Annotated in this window: 16 protein-coding genes; all 16 read right to left on the bottom strand. The window is 72.0% G+C overall.

From position 1 onward, the window contains the following. Positions 1-57: 57 nt before the first annotated feature. Genes lgt through rpoZ form a run of 16 tightly spaced genes read right to left on the bottom strand, consistent with a single transcriptional unit; the run spans position 58 to position 13,581 of the window. Positions 58-1,074, bottom strand: a complete 1,017-nt coding sequence (gene lgt, locus RIF65_RS04500) for a prolipoprotein diacylglyceryl transferase (protein ID WP_309064234.1) — start codon at positions 1,072-1,074, stop codon at positions 58-60. A gap of 10 nt (positions 1,075-1,084) precedes the next feature. After that, entirely contained in the window at positions 1,085-1,888 is an 804-nt protein-coding gene (gene trpA, locus RIF65_RS04495; protein ID WP_309064235.1) for a tryptophan synthase subunit alpha, read from the bottom strand. Then, a complete protein-coding gene (gene trpB, locus RIF65_RS04490; protein ID WP_309064494.1) occupies positions 1,885-3,042 on the bottom strand; it encodes a tryptophan synthase subunit beta in 1,158 nt (385 codons plus the stop codon). The genes trpA and trpB overlap by 4 nt, the downstream gene beginning before the upstream one ends. Before the next feature lie 53 nt (positions 3,043-3,095). Beyond that, entirely contained in the window at positions 3,096-3,902 is an 807-nt protein-coding gene (trpC, locus tag RIF65_RS04485; RefSeq protein ID WP_309064236.1) for an indole-3-glycerol phosphate synthase TrpC, read from the bottom strand. Continuing rightward, the gene (locus RIF65_RS04480) at positions 3,902-4,132 is read right to left on the bottom strand and encodes an HGxxPAAW family protein (protein WP_309064237.1); all 231 of its coding nucleotides are present in this window, start codon (positions 4,130-4,132) and stop codon (positions 3,902-3,904) included. The genes trpC and RIF65_RS04480 overlap by 1 nt, the downstream gene beginning before the upstream one ends. A 35-nt stretch (positions 4,133-4,167) precedes the next feature. Continuing rightward, a complete protein-coding gene (locus tag RIF65_RS04475; RefSeq protein ID WP_309064238.1) occupies positions 4,168-4,767 on the bottom strand; it encodes a Trp biosynthesis-associated membrane protein in 600 nt (199 codons plus the stop codon). Further along, the gene (gene hisI / locus RIF65_RS04470; RefSeq protein ID WP_309064239.1) at positions 4,764-5,126 is read right to left on the bottom strand and encodes a phosphoribosyl-AMP cyclohydrolase; all 363 of its coding nucleotides are present in this window, start codon (positions 5,124-5,126) and stop codon (positions 4,764-4,766) included. Before hisI ends, RIF65_RS04475 begins: the two co-directional genes overlap by 4 nt. Continuing rightward, positions 5,123-5,917, bottom strand: coding sequence for an imidazole glycerol phosphate synthase subunit HisF (gene hisF, locus RIF65_RS04465; protein ID WP_309064240.1), 795 nt, complete (start codon positions 5,915-5,917; stop codon positions 5,123-5,125). The genes hisI and hisF overlap by 4 nt, the downstream gene beginning before the upstream one ends. Next, a complete protein-coding gene (hisG, locus tag RIF65_RS04460) occupies positions 5,917-6,759 on the bottom strand; it encodes an ATP phosphoribosyltransferase (RefSeq protein ID WP_309064241.1) in 843 nt (280 codons plus the stop codon). Before hisG ends, hisF begins: the two co-directional genes overlap by 1 nt. 38 nt (positions 6,760-6,797) lie before the next feature. Continuing rightward, positions 6,798-7,061: a phosphoribosyl-ATP diphosphatase gene (locus RIF65_RS04455; RefSeq protein ID WP_309064242.1), complete on the bottom strand. Its 264-nt coding sequence runs from the start codon at positions 7,059-7,061 to the stop codon at positions 6,798-6,800. Next, complete coding sequence (rpe, locus tag RIF65_RS04450; RefSeq protein ID WP_309064243.1) at positions 7,058-7,738, bottom strand: ribulose-phosphate 3-epimerase; 681 nt, start codon at positions 7,736-7,738, stop codon at positions 7,058-7,060. Before rpe ends, RIF65_RS04455 begins: the two co-directional genes overlap by 4 nt. 4 nt (positions 7,739-7,742) lie before the next feature. After that, on the bottom strand, positions 7,743-9,176 hold the full coding sequence (locus RIF65_RS04445) for an RsmB/NOP family class I SAM-dependent RNA methyltransferase (RefSeq protein WP_375142124.1): 1,434 nt from the start codon (positions 9,174-9,176) through the stop codon (positions 7,743-7,745). Beyond that, positions 9,173-10,105: a methionyl-tRNA formyltransferase gene (fmt, locus tag RIF65_RS04440; RefSeq protein WP_309064244.1), complete on the bottom strand. Its 933-nt coding sequence runs from the start codon at positions 10,103-10,105 to the stop codon at positions 9,173-9,175. Before fmt ends, RIF65_RS04445 begins: the two co-directional genes overlap by 4 nt. Positions 10,106-10,140: 35 nt before the next feature. Beyond that, on the bottom strand, positions 10,141-12,102 hold the full coding sequence (locus tag RIF65_RS04435; protein ID WP_309064245.1) for a primosomal protein N': 1,962 nt from the start codon (positions 12,100-12,102) through the stop codon (positions 10,141-10,143). Between the two features lie 10 nt (positions 12,103-12,112). Further along, complete coding sequence (metK, locus tag RIF65_RS04430; protein ID WP_309064246.1) at positions 12,113-13,309, bottom strand: methionine adenosyltransferase; 1,197 nt, start codon at positions 13,307-13,309, stop codon at positions 12,113-12,115. Between the two features lie 17 nt (positions 13,310-13,326). Beyond that, a complete protein-coding gene (rpoZ, locus tag RIF65_RS04425) occupies positions 13,327-13,581 on the bottom strand; it encodes a DNA-directed RNA polymerase subunit omega (RefSeq protein WP_309064247.1) in 255 nt (84 codons plus the stop codon). Between the last annotated feature and the right edge of the window lie 12 nt (positions 13,582-13,593).

The raw sequence follows: 13,593 nt of genomic DNA, 5'->3' as shown, positions 1-13,593 counted from the left end.
CCGGGGACGACGCTGGCCCGCTCGTTCAGTGTGATGGATCTCACGCCGCGAGGCGGACTAGCGAGAGCCGTCCTCGTTACTGGGAGCGGTGCTTGTGGCGGGAGCTCCTGCGGCGATGCTCTCGACCGGAGGCTCGCTCAGATCGACGTAATCGCTGGGGTTCTGCGATTGTACATCGAGGTTCTCCGGTTCCCGTCCCGCCACGTAGGGAGACGGTTCACGGCCGGGATGGCGCCGCGTCTGCACGATGAAGACGACCACACCCACGATCACGCCGACGATCGCCGCCCACACGTTGGTGCGCAGGCCCAGGATGATGTCGCTCGGGTCGATGCGGATCGACTCCCACACGATGCGGCCCGCGCTGTACCAGGCCAGGTAGATCGCGAACAGCTTGCCCCACTGCGGGGCGAAGCGGCGGCTGATCCACAGCAGGACGATCACGCCGAGCCCGTTCCACAGCACCTCGTAAAGGAACGTGGGGTGGAACAGCGTGCCCTCGGGAAGCCCGGGCGGGAAGGCCGGGTTGTCCTGCTCGATCTCGAGACCCCACGGCAGATCGGTGGGCAGACCGAACAGCTCGTGGTTGAACCAGTTGCCGAATCGGCCCATCGCCTGCGCCAGCAGCAGCCCAGGGGCGAGGGCATCGGCGAAGGTCCAGAACCGGATGCCGGTCCACCGGCATCCGAGCCAGGCGCCGATCGCACCGCCGATCAGGGCGCCGTAGATGGCGATGCCACCGTCCCACACGTTCCAGATCGCGTCCTTCACGAACGGGTTCCACCATTCGTGGCCGTCGCGGAAGTAGAAGTCCGCGTGGGTGAACACGTGGTACAGCCGCGCGCCCACGATCGCCAGCGGCACCGCGAGGATCGCGATGTCGATGACGACCCACTTCTCGGCTCCTCGCCGGGTGAGGCGGTGGTTCGTGAGCAGCGTGGCGGCGACGATGCCCGCGATGATGCACAGCGCGTAGAAGTGGATGCGGAACACGCCGATCTCGATGTAGCTGACCGGCGGGCTCGGGATGCTGGTGAGCACGCCCGAGATGGTGCTGTGAAGCGCGAGGGACATGTGAGTGATTCTAGTTTCCTGTGTCGAAGCGCGCCGTCGGCGTGCCGGCGGCGAGGGCGCGAGTGGTCTCGGCGAGGGCGTCGAGGCCTCCGTCGCGGAGGGAACGGACCAGGGCGGTGCCGACGATCGCGCCATCGGCGTACTTGATGACGCCGGAGACCTGGTCGGGCGTCGAGATGCCGATGCCCACGCAGGCGCGCGTCGCGCCGCGGGCCCGCATGCGGTCGACGAGGGTCCGGGCGGCACGATCGAGCGCGTCGCGCTCACCCGTGATCCCCATGGTGGACACCGTGTAGACGAACCCGGTCGACGACGAGATCACCAGGTCGAGCCGTTCGTCCGACGAGGTGGGCGCGGCGAGGAAGATCCGGTCCAGACCGGTCCGCTCGCTGGCGGCGATCCACTCCCCCGCCGCCTCGGGTGTGATGTCGGGGGTGATGAGACCTGCGCCGCCCGCGGCGAGCAGGTCGTCGGCGTAGCGGTCAACGCCGTACTGCAGCACCGGGTTCCAGTACGTCATGACGACTACGGGCACGTCGGTCTGTGCGGTGATCTCGGCGACCGCGGTGAACAGGTCGCGCATGCGGAAACCGTTCGCCAGGGCGTGCTGGGTGGCCTCCTGGATGATCGCGCCGTCCATCACCGGGTCGCTGTACGGCGGGCCGAGCTCGATCACGTCGACGCCGTTGCGGGCCAGCGTGAGCGCGGCCTGGATGCTGGTGTCCAGGTCCGGATAACCGACCGGCAGGTATCCGACGAACGCGCCGCGGCCGGCGCCGTGCGCCTTGCGGATGGCCTCCTCGACGCGGCTCATGCCTGGGCGTCCTTCCGGTCGTAGAGGTCGAAGTACCGCGCTGCGGTGTCCATGTCCTTGTCGCCGCGACCGGACAGGCAGACCGCGATGATGCCGTCCTGGCCGAGTTCGCGTCCGATGCGCAGCGCACCGGCGAGGGCGTGTGCGGACTCGATCGCGGGGATGATGCCCTCGCTGCGGCTGAGCAGCCGCAGCGCCTGCATGGCCTCGTCGTCGGTGGCGGGGATGTACTCGGCGCGGCCGATGTCGGCCAGCCAGGCGTGCTCCGGGCCGACGCCCGGGTAGTCGAGACCGGCCGAGATCGAGTGCGACTCGATGGTCTGGCCGTCCTCGTCCTGCAGCACGTACGTCTTCGCGCCGTGCAGCACGCCCGGGCGTCCGCGCTCGATGGACGCGGCGTGCTTCGGGGTGTCGACGCCGTCACCGGCCGCCTCCACGCCGTACAGTTTCACGCCCTCGTCGTCCAGGAATGCATCGAACATGCCGATCGCGTTGGATCCGCCGCCGACGCATGCGACGACGGCATCCGGAAGCCGCCCGGCCTCCTCGAGAAGCTGCGCGCGGGCCTCTTCGCCGATGATCTTCTGGAAGTCGCGGACCATCGCCGGGAACGGGTGCGGGCCGGCTGCGGTGCCGAAGATGTAGTTGGTGGTCTCCACGGATGCCACCCAGTCGCGGTACGCGTCGTTGATGGCGTCCTTGAGGGTGCGGGAGCCGGTCTTCACGGGCACGACCTCGGCGCCCAGCAGCCGCATCCTTGCCACGTTCAGGGCCTGGCGCTCGGTGTCCACCTCGCCCATGTAGATCGTGCAGTCCAGACCGAACAGCGCCGCAGCGGTGGCGGTGGCGACACCGTGCTGTCCGGCACCGGTCTCGGCGATCACCCGGGTCTTGCCCAGGCGCTTGGTGAGCAGCGCCTGGCCGAGGACGTTGTTGATCTTGTGCGAGCCGGTGTGATTCAGGTCCTCGCGCTTCAGGAACACCCTGGCTCCGCCGGCGTGCTCGGCGAAGCGGGGCACCTCGGTGAGAGCCGACGGGCGGCCCGCGTAAGAGTGCAGCAGACCGGCGAGCTCGGCGCGGAAGGCGGGGTCGGCCATGGCCTGCTCGTATGCCTCGGTGAGCTGGTCGATCGCGGCGATCAGGGATTCCGGCATGTACCGGCCCCCGAACTCGCCGAAGAACGGGCCGTGCTGCTCGCGCAGGCTGGTCACGTGGTGCTCCGCCCGGTCGGTGCGGCGGCGCCCGCCGCCAGGAAGCTCTGCAGGGTGGCGACCGGGTCGCCGGTGACGAGCGCCTCGCCGATGAGAACCACGTCGGCGCCCGCCTGGCGGTAGTGCGTGACGTCCGCGGGCGTGAGCACCGCGGATTCGGCGATGCGGATCGTGCCCTCGGGGATGCGCTCGACGAGTCGACCGAACAGGTCACGGTCCAGCTCGAGGGTCTTCAGGTCGCGCGCGTTGACGCCGATCAGCTGGGCGCCGAGATCGATGGCGGCGTCGAGCTCGGCGGCGGAGTGGGTCTCCACGAGCGGGGTCATCCCGAGCTGCAGGACGAGGTCGTAGAGCTCCTGGAGCACCGCGGACTCGAGGCCCGCCACGATGAGCAGCACGAGGTCGGCGCCGGCCGCACGGGCCTCGAACACCTGGTACGGCGTGGCGATGAAGTCCTTGCGCAGCACGGGCAGCGACACGCGGGAGGTGACCGCCTCGAGGTCGGCGAGGCTGCCGCCGAAGCGGCGCTCCTCGGTGAGAACGCTGACGGCGGACGCGCCGCCCTGCTCGTACAGGGCTGCCTGCCGCGCGGGGTCGGGGATGTCCGCCAGGGCACCGCGCGAGGGGCTGGCGCGCTTGACTTCGGCGATGATCTTCACCCGCGCCGCGGGGGCGAGAGCGGCCAGCGCGTCCCGGGCCGCCGGACGCGCGAGAGCGTCCCGCTCGACCTGCGCCAGCGGCCGCGCCAGAGCGCGCCGTTCGGCATCCTCGACAGCGCCGGCCGTGAGGTCGGCGAGGACCATCAGTGCGCCTTCGGCGTGTACTTCGGGCCCTTGACCCCGTACCCGGCCTTCGCGAGCACCCAGCCCACGATCGCGCCGATCAGGACGACGGCTGCGGACACCCACACCAGGACGGGCTGGTTCATGCAGAAGAACACGGTGCCGGCGGTGAAGCCGACGAGCATGATCACAACGGCCGTCCACGCGGCGGGCGAGTGTCCGTGTCCGGGATCGGCGATCGGGTTGGTCATGTTCTCCTCCGGGAAGGGTCGGCGTCCGGTTCAGTCTATCGGGGTCCGTCGGTGGGGTCGGTTCCGTGCGACAGCTCGTCCCAGGAATCGACCGGGTCGAGCGGTCCGGAATCGTGGCGGCGCGAGCCGCCGCCGGCGCGGTAGCGTCGCCCGCCGGACTTCCAGCGGCGCGCCGTCAGCAGCGCCAGCATCGACACCGTGACGAGCAGGATCCAGCCGACGAGGGCGACCGACGGCCAGGCAGTGGGGTGCACCGCGGCGACGATCTCGTCGAGGGCGGCGTCGCCGGCGAGGCCCGTCGCGTCGGTGACGGCGGTTGCGGCCGCGGATGCCGGTGGCGCGACCGCGAGCGGCGCGGTGAGGACGATCAGCAGCACCCCGGCCGCGAGGGCGAGTGCCGCCAGCACGTGCCGCAGCACGCGGCCCGCGATGGACAGCGCGGCGCCGAGCGCGAGCACCGCCAGCGACAACGGCGCCAGCAGGGCGAGCACATCCGCCCCGGCGACAGCGAGCGGCGCCGCCCCGTCGGCGCGCTGCACGACCAGCCAGGTCTGCGTGGACGAGATCACTCCCGCTCCCCCAGCGAGGATGAGGCCGAGCACCGAAGGACCGCGGCCTCGGGAGGCGAGGGTCATCCGCGCTCGTCCTCGACGTGGTGCACGGTCAGGTCGCGGTCGTCGAAGCACGTGCGCGTGCCGGTGTGGCAGGCCGGGCCGTGCTGGTCGACGGTGAGCAGGATCGTGTCGCCGTCGCAGTCGACCTTCACGCCGTGCACCCGCTGGGTATTGCCCGAGGTGTCGCCCTTGCGCCAGTACTCCTGACGGGAGCGCGACCAGTACACCGCACGACCGCCGGTGAGCGTGCGGCGCAGTGACTCCGCGTTCATCCAGGCCAGCATGAGCACCTCGCGCGTGTCGAACTGCTGCACGACGACCGGTGCGAGGCCGTCGGCGTTCCAGACGACACGGGCGATGTCCTGTTCGATGTCGCTCACTTCGACTCGTCTCGTTCGCTCGGTGCGCCGTTCCGCACGACCACACCCGCGGCGCGCAGCGCGTCCTTGACGTCGCCGACGGTGAGCTGACCGCTGTGGAACACGCTCGCGGCGAGCACGGCATCCGCTCCCGCCGCGATGGCGGGCGGGAAGTGCTCCGGCGTGCCGGCGCCGCCCGAGGCGATCACCGGTACGGACGAGACCTCGCGCATCAACCGCACGAGCTCCAGGTCGAAGCCGTCCTTGGTGCCGTCGGCGTCGATCGAGTTCACCAGCAGCTCGCCGGCGCCGCGGTCGATCGCCTCTCGCGCCCACGCCAGTGCGTCCAGTGTGGTCTCGGTGCGGCCGCCGTGCGTGGTGAGCACGAAGCCGGACGGCGTGGCATCCGAGCGCTTGACGTCGAGCGACAGCACCAGCACCTGCGCGCCGAACCGGTCGGCGATCTCGTCGATCAGGTCGGGGCGGGCGATCGCGGCGGAGTTCACGCCGACCTTGTCCGCGCCGACCGAGAGCAGGCGGCCGACGTCGGCGACCGTGCGCACCCCTCCCCCGACGGTGAGGGGCACGAACACGTGTTCGGCGGTGCGCTGCACCACGTCGTACATGGTGGCGCGGGCGTCGACGGTCGCGGTGACGTCGAGGAAGGTGATCTCGTCCGCGCCCTGGGCGGCATAGTGCGCCGCGAGTTCGACGGGGTCTCCCATGTCGCGCAGGTTCTGAAAGTTCACGCCCTTGACGACCCGGCCCGCCGAGACGTCCAGGCACGGGATGACGCGTGCGGCGAGCGTCATCAGAGCCTCGCCGCGTGGATCGCGGTGACCAGGATCGCGCGCGCCCCCAGGGCGTACAGCGAGTCCATGATCTGGTTCATGCCGCGCCGCGGAATCATCACCCGCACGGCCACCCACCCCGCCTCGTGCAACGGCGAGATGGTGGGCGACTCGCGACCGGGGGCGATGGCGGTCGCCTGCTCGACGAGCTCGGCCGGCAGGTCGTAGTCGATGAGCACGTACTGCCGGGCGACCATCACGCCGCGCAGTCGACGCAGCAGCGTGTCGGTGCCCTCGACGTCGCCGGGACGGCTGATGAGCACCGCCTCGGACTCGATGATCACCGGGCCGAAGATCTCCAGGCCGGCCTGGCGAAGCGTGGTGCCCGTCTCGACGACGTCGGCGATCACGTCGGCGACCCCCAGGCGGACGGCCGACTCCACGGCACCGTCCAGCGGCACCAGCACGGCGGTCACGCCCCGCTCGCGCAGGAAGTCGTCGACCAGGCCGGGATAGGCGGATGCCACCCGCACGCCCTCCAGCTGCTCGATGGAGGTGTACCGGCCTGGAGGGCCGGCGAAGCGGAACGTGGAGCGGGCGAAGCCGAGGGCCTCGATCTCCCTGGCATCCTGCTGACGCACGTCGCGCAGCAGGTCGCGCCCGGTGATGCCGACGTCGAGGGCGCCGGAGGCCACGTAGGTGGCGATGTCGCGGGGACGGAGGAAGAAGAACTCGACGTCGTTGTCGGCGTCGATCAGGTGCAGGGTCTTGGTGTCGCGACGGCCGGCGTATCCGGCCTCGGCGAGCATCTCGGCGGCGGTCTCGGAGAGCGAGCCCTTGTTGGGGACGGCGATGCGCAGCATGGGGGTCTTTCTGTTCGAACGGTCGGAGCGGGACGCGTTCACAGATGTCGGTATACGTCCTCCAGGCTGAGGCCCTTGGCGAGCATCAGGACCTGCAGGTGGTACAGCAGCTGCGAGATCTCTTCAGCGGCGTTCTCGTCGGATTCGTACTCGGCCGCCATCCACACCTCGGCGGCTTCCTCGACGATCTTCTTGCCGATGGCGTGCACTCCGCGGTCCAGCTGTGCGACGGTGCCCGAACCCTCGGGGCGCGCAGCGGCGGTGGCGCTGAGCTCGGCGAACAGTTCGTCGAAAGTCTTCACGATTCCAGGCTAGCCGCTCGGGCACGGTCGCGAAGACTCGTGACCGCGGCCTCGACGTCGTCGGCCCCGTACACCGCTGATCCCGCCACGAACGTGTCGGCGCCCGCGGCGGCGGCCTGGGCGATGGTGTCCATCGAGATCCCCCCGTCGACCTGGAACCAGACGTCGGCGCCGCGGCGCCGCGCCTCATCCCGCAGGGCGCGCAGCTTCGGCATGGTCTCGGGCATGAACCCCTGGCCGCCGAACCCGGGCTCGACCGTCATCACCAGGATCTGGTCGAACTCGTCGAGGATGTCGTACAGCGCCGCCCCCGCGGTGCCGGGTTTGATCGCGACGCCCGCGCGCGAGCCGATGTCGCGCAGCCGCCGTGCCAGCGCGACGGGGTCGGCGGCCGCCTCGAGGTGGAACGTGACGCTCGCCGCCCCCAGCTCGGCGTAGCCGGGCGCCCACCGGTCGGGGTCGGTGATCATCAGGTGCACGTCGAGCGGCACCGGGCTGGTGGCCTGGATGCGCTCCACCATCTGCGGGCCGAAGGTGAGGTTCGGCACGAAGTGGTTGTCCATCACGTCGACGTGCACGAAGTCGGCGGTCGCGATGCGGGCGAGTTCGGCCTGCATGTTGACGAAGTCGGCGGCGAGGATGCTCGGGTTGATGCGCGGCGCGTCGGGAAGGGTCACGGAACTATCCTGCCTCAGGCGTGTCCGGCATCCGGCGCTGCAGCAGCGCGAGGAACATCGCGTCGGTGCCGTGCCGGTGCGGCCACAGCTGCGCCCGTCCAGTGCCGTCGTCGGCGAGGTCGATCGGTGAGGCGGACACGTCGGTCAGCACGGCGCGCGCGTCGAGCTCGACCAGGTCGTCGCGGCGGCGGAGCACCTCGGAGACCACGCCGCTGGTCTCCGCGAGATGCGGCGAGCAGGTGGCGTACGCGACGATCCCCCCGGGCGCGAGTGCGTCCGCGGCGGCCTCCAGCAGTTCGGTCTGCAGCTGCACCAGCTCGGCGACGTCGGCAGGGCTCTTGCGCCAGCGCGCCTCCGGCCGCCGCCGCAGCGCGCCGAGGCCGGTGCACGGCGCGTCGACGAGGATGCGGTCGAAGGCAGACGGATGCTGCGCCGCGAACACCCGTCCGTCGCTCTCGTGCACCGGCACCTCGACGGGCAGCGGGCGCAGCGCGTTGCGCACCAGGCCGGCCCGCGCCGGCACCACCTCGTTCGCCTCGAGGGCGGCACCGTCGCGGAGCGCGAGAGCGGCGAGCAGTGCGGTCTTGCCGCCGGGGCCGGCGCACAGGTCCAGCCAGCGCTCCCCCTCCCGGACGGGCCGGGCGGCTGCAAGCGCCAGGGCGACGAGCTGCGAGCCCTCGTCCTGCACGCGGACCGCGCCGCGGGAACCGCCGGTCGCCTGCCGCGGGTCGCCACCGGGCGAGCCGAATGCGGTCGGCGCGTACGGCCGGGCAGGTTCGCCGCGCGGCGCCAGCCCGGGCAGGGCGACGAGGGTGACCTCGGGCGAGACGTTGTCGGCGGCGAGCAGGGCTCCCAGTTCGTCCGCGCGACCCTCCGCGGCCAAGGCGCGGCGCAGCGCCCTGATCACCCAGACGGGGTGCGCGGTGCGCAGAGCGAGCCGTTCGTCGTCTGAGCGGGCGACCTGCTCGATGCGGTTCTGCCAGGTCTCCGGGGCGTCGCGGCCGATCCGGCGCAGCACGGCGTTCGCGAACCCGGCCGCTCCCCTGCCCTTCGCCGCCGACACCAGGCTGACCGACTCGTTCACCGCCGCGTGCGGTGCCACACGGGTGGCGAGCAGCTGGTGCGCGCCGAGGCGGAGGGCGTCCAGCACGGCGGGGTCGATGTCGGCGACGTCACGGCCCGCCGCCTGGCGGATGATCGCGTCGTAGGTGCCACGGCGGCGGAGGGTTCCGTAGGTCAGTTCTGTCGCGAGGGCGGCGTCCTGCGGGCTGAGCCCGGCGTCGGCGATCGCGCCCGGCAGCACCAGGTTGGCATAGGCGTCGGAATCGCTCACCGCGCGCAGCACGTCGTACGCGATGCGCCGCGCCGCCTGCACCGGCCGCGGCGTGCGGGGAGCCGGGCGAGCGGCGGGTGAACCCGGGCGCTGGGCGGCGCTCATGAGCCGGCTCGCAGGGTTTCGGCATCGCGCACGCCGCGCCACCAGTCGCCGGCGTTCATGGCGGCGCGACCGGCGGGTTGCACCCGCTGCACCCGCAGCGGGTCGCTGCCGGTGCCGACCAGCAGCTCACCCTTCCCGGCTCGGATCTCGCCAGGGGCGAGCGGTGCAGCTCCGGCGTCGCCGTCGTCCGCGCGGGCGGCGGCGAGGATCTTCACGCGGTGACCTGCGACCGTGGTGTGAGCGCCCGGCTCAGGAGTGACGCCGCGGTACCGCGCGTACACGGCGTCTGCCGGCTGCGTCCAGTCCAGCAGGCCGTCCTCGAGGCTGAGCTTCGGGGCGACGGTGACGTCGCCGACCTGCGGACGCGCGGTCGCAGTGCCCTGCGCGATCCCGGCAACCACGTCGCGGGTCAGGTGGGCGCCGTCGTCGGCGAGCAGGTGGAGGACCGCATCGGCGGTGGCGTCGGCCGGCACCCGCACCTCGCGGGTCGCGAACAGGTCGCCGGCATCCAGCTCAGGCACCAGCTGGAAGACGCTCACGCCGATGCGCTCGTCCCCGGCGATCAGCGCCCGCTGCACCGGTGCGGCTCCGCGCCAGCGCGGCAGCAGCGAGAAGTGCAGGTTGATCCATCCGTTCGTCGGGGTGGACAGCAGCGGTTCGCGCACCAGCCCGCCGTAGGCGACGATAACCCCGAGATCCGGACGCAGGGCGGCGATGCGCGCGGTGGCGTCGTCGTCGAGGCGGGCCGCCTTGATGACGGGCAGCCCGAGTTCGTCGGCGGCCTGCGCGACCGGTGACGGGGTGAGCACCCGCTTGCGGCCGAGGGGCGCGTCGGGCCGCGTGACGACCGCGGCGACGTCGTGCCCGACGGCGAGGGCGCGCAGGGTGGGGACGGCGACGGCCGGGGTGCCGGCGAAGACGAGTCGCATGAAGGTTCTCCGGGTGGGGTGGGGGCGGTGGAGCGTCAGATCTCCGGTTCGAGGATATCGAGATGCACCGAGAGCGAGGGCCGGTTCCTGCCGCGCCCGCGACGACTCTGCGCGGCGTCGGCGACCACGGCGGCGCGCAGGGTGGAGGCGACGGCCGCGCCCGCCCCGTAGCCGAAGCGCACCAGCGCGCGCACCCGCTCGTCGTCGTCATCGGTCGGCACCGGACCGAGCACGGCCTCCCCCGGCACGCCGATCTCGCTGAGGGCGGCGATGGCGGAGCGGACGGATGCCGGCAGGCCTTCGATCTGGGCCACGCGGGCGGTGGGCGGCATGTGCAGCGGCGCGCGCGCCTCCAGCTCGGAGCGTGCGTAGGCGGGCTGGGTCCAGGTGGCCAGGGCCTTCGCCGCGGGGCCGTTGACGCCGACGAGGTGCACCGGGGCACCACGGGCGGCAAGAGCCGCGGCGTTGGACCACCAGCGCAGGCAGGCCTCGCCGATGCGCAGCTCCGGCGCCTGCAGCATCCGTGCGCCGTCGAGGAGGATCACCGCGCGGTACCCGCCTTCGGCGAGCGGTTCGGCGCCGCGCGTGGCGACGACGAGGGCCGGCCTGGCGTCGATGCGCGTGACCGGATGTCGACCGTCCGAGACGATCACCCGCACGCCGGGGAACGCCCGGCCGAGCTCGTCGGCGGTGCGCTCGGTGCCCGAGGACGCCAGTCGCACCTGTTCGGACGAGCATTCCGGGCAGCGCCACGCGTGAGCGGAGCGGCCGCACCAGCCGCACACGGGGACCGCTCCGCGACGTCGGGCCCCGAGGGGTCCGTGGCAGTGCGCGCAGCGCGCCGGGACGCGGCACTGCGCGCACACCAGGGTCGGGGCGAACCCGGGGCGGGCGACCTGCACGAGGACGGGGCCGTCCGCCACGGCCGCTCGGGCGGCGGCGAAAGCGCTGGTCGGCACGCGCTGGGCGGCCTGTTCGAGTTCCTGCGGCGTGCTGAGCTGCACGCGGGGCGTGACGCGCCGCACGGCCGTGATGTCCTGCAGCCAGCCGTGCTGCACCAGCCGCTCCGCGTCGGTGGAGCGGGTGTGTCCTGCGAGCATCAGGGTGGAGCCCTCCTGCTCCTGGCGGAGCAGGGCCGCGTCCCTGGCGTGCACGTAGGGGGCGAGCGGTTCGGCGAGCAGCGGGTCGCCGTCGTCCCAGAGCGCCACCAGCCCGGCCTGCGCGGGCGAGTACACCGCTGACCGATTGCCCACGACGACGCACGGCGCGTCGGCGAGGGTGCGCAGGAAAGCACGGTACCGGTCGGGGTTGGGCTGGCGGGCGTCGTGTCGCACCACGGCCTCGTCGGGCACGAACTTCTGGAGGGCGGCGAGGAGCAGCTCCTGATCGCGGTGGTCGGGGACCACCAGGATCGCCGAGCGTCCGCCGCCCAGGGTGGTGGCGGCGGCGGCGGCCAGCATCATCGCCCACAGCGGCAGGCTGTCGGCATCCAGGCCGGGGATCGCTTCGACGGCGGCGCGGCCGTTTCCGGCGAGCAGCTCGTCGAGCCCCTGGTACGCGGCGATGACGTCGCGGGCGCGCGTCAGGGCGTCGGCGGCGATGACCGGCGGGTGCTCGGGCGGCCGCCACGCCTTCTCGACCCGCACCTGCCGTTTGGGGATCGCGAGACGGAGGACGTCGGATGCCGAACCTGCGGCGCGATCGGCGGCGCGGCGGGCGAGGCGGTACAGCCGGTCGGGCAGCACCTGCACGTCGGACACGACGCTCTCCACCTCGGAAAGCGCGCGCGCGGCATCCGTCTCCTCGGCGATCTCGACGATGTAGCCGTCCACGACGCGACCGGCGGTGCGCAGCGGCGCCTTCACGCGCACGCCGCAGGCCACCTCGCCCAGCTCGTCGGGCAGGACGTAGTCGAACAGTCGATCCAGTTGCGGCAGCGGCGAGTCGATGAGCACGCGCGCGACGCGTCGCCCTCCGGCGGGCTCAGGGGCCGGCACCGCGACCGCCTCAGAGCCCGGCGGCGCGGCGGAGCTCTTCGGCGCGGTCCGTGCGCTCCCAGGTGAAGTCGGGAAGCTCGCGGCCGAAGTGGCCGTACGCCGCGGTCTGGGCGTAGATCGGGCGGAGCAGGTCGAGCTCCTCGATGATCGCCTGCGGACGCAGGTCGAACACGTCGGTGATGGCTTTGGTGATCACCTCGTCGGCCACCCGGCCGGTGCCGAACGTCTCGACGTACAGGCCCACCGGACGGGCGACACCGATCGCGTACGCGACCTGCACCTCGGCGCGCCGGGCCAAGCCGGCGGCGACGACGTTCTTCGCCACCCAGCGCATGGCGTACGCGCCGGAGCGGTCCACCTTGGACGGGTCCTTGCCGCTGAACGCGCCGCCGCCGTGACGGGCGGCCCCGCCGTAGGTGTCGATGATGATCTTGCGCCCGGTCAGACCCGCGTCGCCCTTCGGGCCACCGGTCACGAACGGCCCCGCCGGGTTGATGTAATAGGTCAGCTCGGGCGACAGGTCCAGCCCGGTCTGCGCGAGCACCGGATCGATGACCGCAGCGCGGACCAGCTCCTTCAGCTCATCCTGCGACACGTCCGGGTGGTGCTGGGTGGAGAGCACGACGGCGTCGACGGTCTTCGGGGTGAATCCGTCGTAGCCGAGAGTCACCTGCGTCTTGCCATCGGGACGCAGGAACGGCAGTTCGCCTGAGCGGCGCACCTCCGTGAGGCGTTCCGCGATGCGGTGTGCGGTCCACGCCGCCATCGGCATCAGCTGCGGGGTCTCGTCGGTGGCGAACCCGAACATGATGCCCTGGTCGCCGGCGCCGAGCTCGTCACGCGGGTCGGTGGACCCGCCGTCGCGCTGCTCCTGCGCCTGATCGACGCCGTGCGCGATGTCGCTGGACTGCTCCCCCACCGACACGCTCACACCGCACGACGAACCGTCGAAACCGGTGTCGCTCGAGGTGTAGCCGATGCCGTTGACGACGTCGCGGACGATCGTCGGGATGTCGACGTACCCCTCGGTGCGGATCTCGCCGGCCACGTGCACCAGCCCGGTGGTGACGAGCGTCTCGACGGCGACGCGGGAGCCGCGGTCGACGGCGAGCAGGCCGTCGAGGATGCTGTCCGAGATCTGATCGCAGATCTTGTCGGGGTGGCCTTCGGTGACGGACTCGGATGTGAACAGGCGCAGTGCGCTCATCGAAGCTGCCCCGGCCGTCACTCGGCGTGACGGATGCGGAGCTTGTCCTCGTTGATCTCGTGCAGCGCGATGGTCAGCGGCTTGTCCTCGACAGACGAGTCGACGAGCGGCCCGACGTTGTCGAACAGGTTGCCCTCGTGCAGGTCGGAGTAGTAGTCGTTGATCTGGCGGGCGCGCTTAGCGGCGTAGATCACGAGCTCGTACTTGTTGTCGACGCGCTCGAGCAGGTTGTCGATCGGCGGATCGATGATGCCCTGGTTGGTTCCGGCCATGGTGGACCTCCT

It is taken from the genome of Microbacterium sp. (assembly GCF_031180975.1).
GTDB lineage: Bacteria > Actinomycetota > Actinomycetes > Actinomycetales > Microbacteriaceae > Microbacterium.
This window is presented reverse-complemented; position numbering and strand designations above follow the sequence as displayed.

Excerpts from the sequence above, each read along its gene's own strand:
- lgt (WP_309064234.1), bottom strand. The coding sequence starts at position 1,074 with ATGTCCCTCGCGCTTCACAGCACCATCTCGGGCGTGCTCACCAGCATC.
- trpA (WP_309064235.1), bottom strand. The coding sequence starts at position 1,888 with ATGAGCCGCGTCGAGGAGGCCATCCGCAAGGCGCACGGCGCCGGCCGC.
- trpB (WP_309064494.1), bottom strand. The coding sequence starts at position 3,042 with ATGCCGGAATCCCTGATCGCCGCGATCGACCAGCTCACCGAGGCATAC.
- trpC (WP_309064236.1), bottom strand. The coding sequence starts at position 3,902 with ATGGTCCTCGCCGACCTCACGGCCGGCGCTGTCGAGGATGCCGAACGG.
- RIF65_RS04480 (WP_309064237.1), bottom strand. The coding sequence starts at position 4,132 with ATGACCAACCCGATCGCCGATCCCGGACACGGACACTCGCCCGCCGCG.
- RIF65_RS04475 (WP_309064238.1), bottom strand. The coding sequence starts at position 4,767 with ATGACCCTCGCCTCCCGAGGCCGCGGTCCTTCGGTGCTCGGCCTCATC.
- hisF (WP_309064240.1), bottom strand. The coding sequence starts at position 5,917 with ATGACGCTCGCCGCACGCGTCATCCCGTGCCTGGACGTCTCGGCGGGC.
- hisG (WP_309064241.1), bottom strand. The coding sequence starts at position 6,759 with ATGCTGCGCATCGCCGTCCCCAACAAGGGCTCGCTCTCCGAGACCGCC.
- RIF65_RS04445 (WP_375142124.1), bottom strand. The coding sequence starts at position 9,176 with ATGAGCGCCGCCCAGCGCCCGGGTTCACCCGCCGCTCGCCCGGCTCCC.
- fmt (WP_309064244.1), bottom strand. The coding sequence starts at position 10,105 with ATGCGACTCGTCTTCGCCGGCACCCCGGCCGTCGCCGTCCCCACCCTG.
- metK (WP_309064246.1), bottom strand. The coding sequence starts at position 13,309 with ATGAGCGCACTGCGCCTGTTCACATCCGAGTCCGTCACCGAAGGCCAC.
- rpoZ (WP_309064247.1), bottom strand. The coding sequence starts at position 13,581 with ATGGCCGGAACCAACCAGGGCATCATCGATCCGCCGATCGACAACCTG.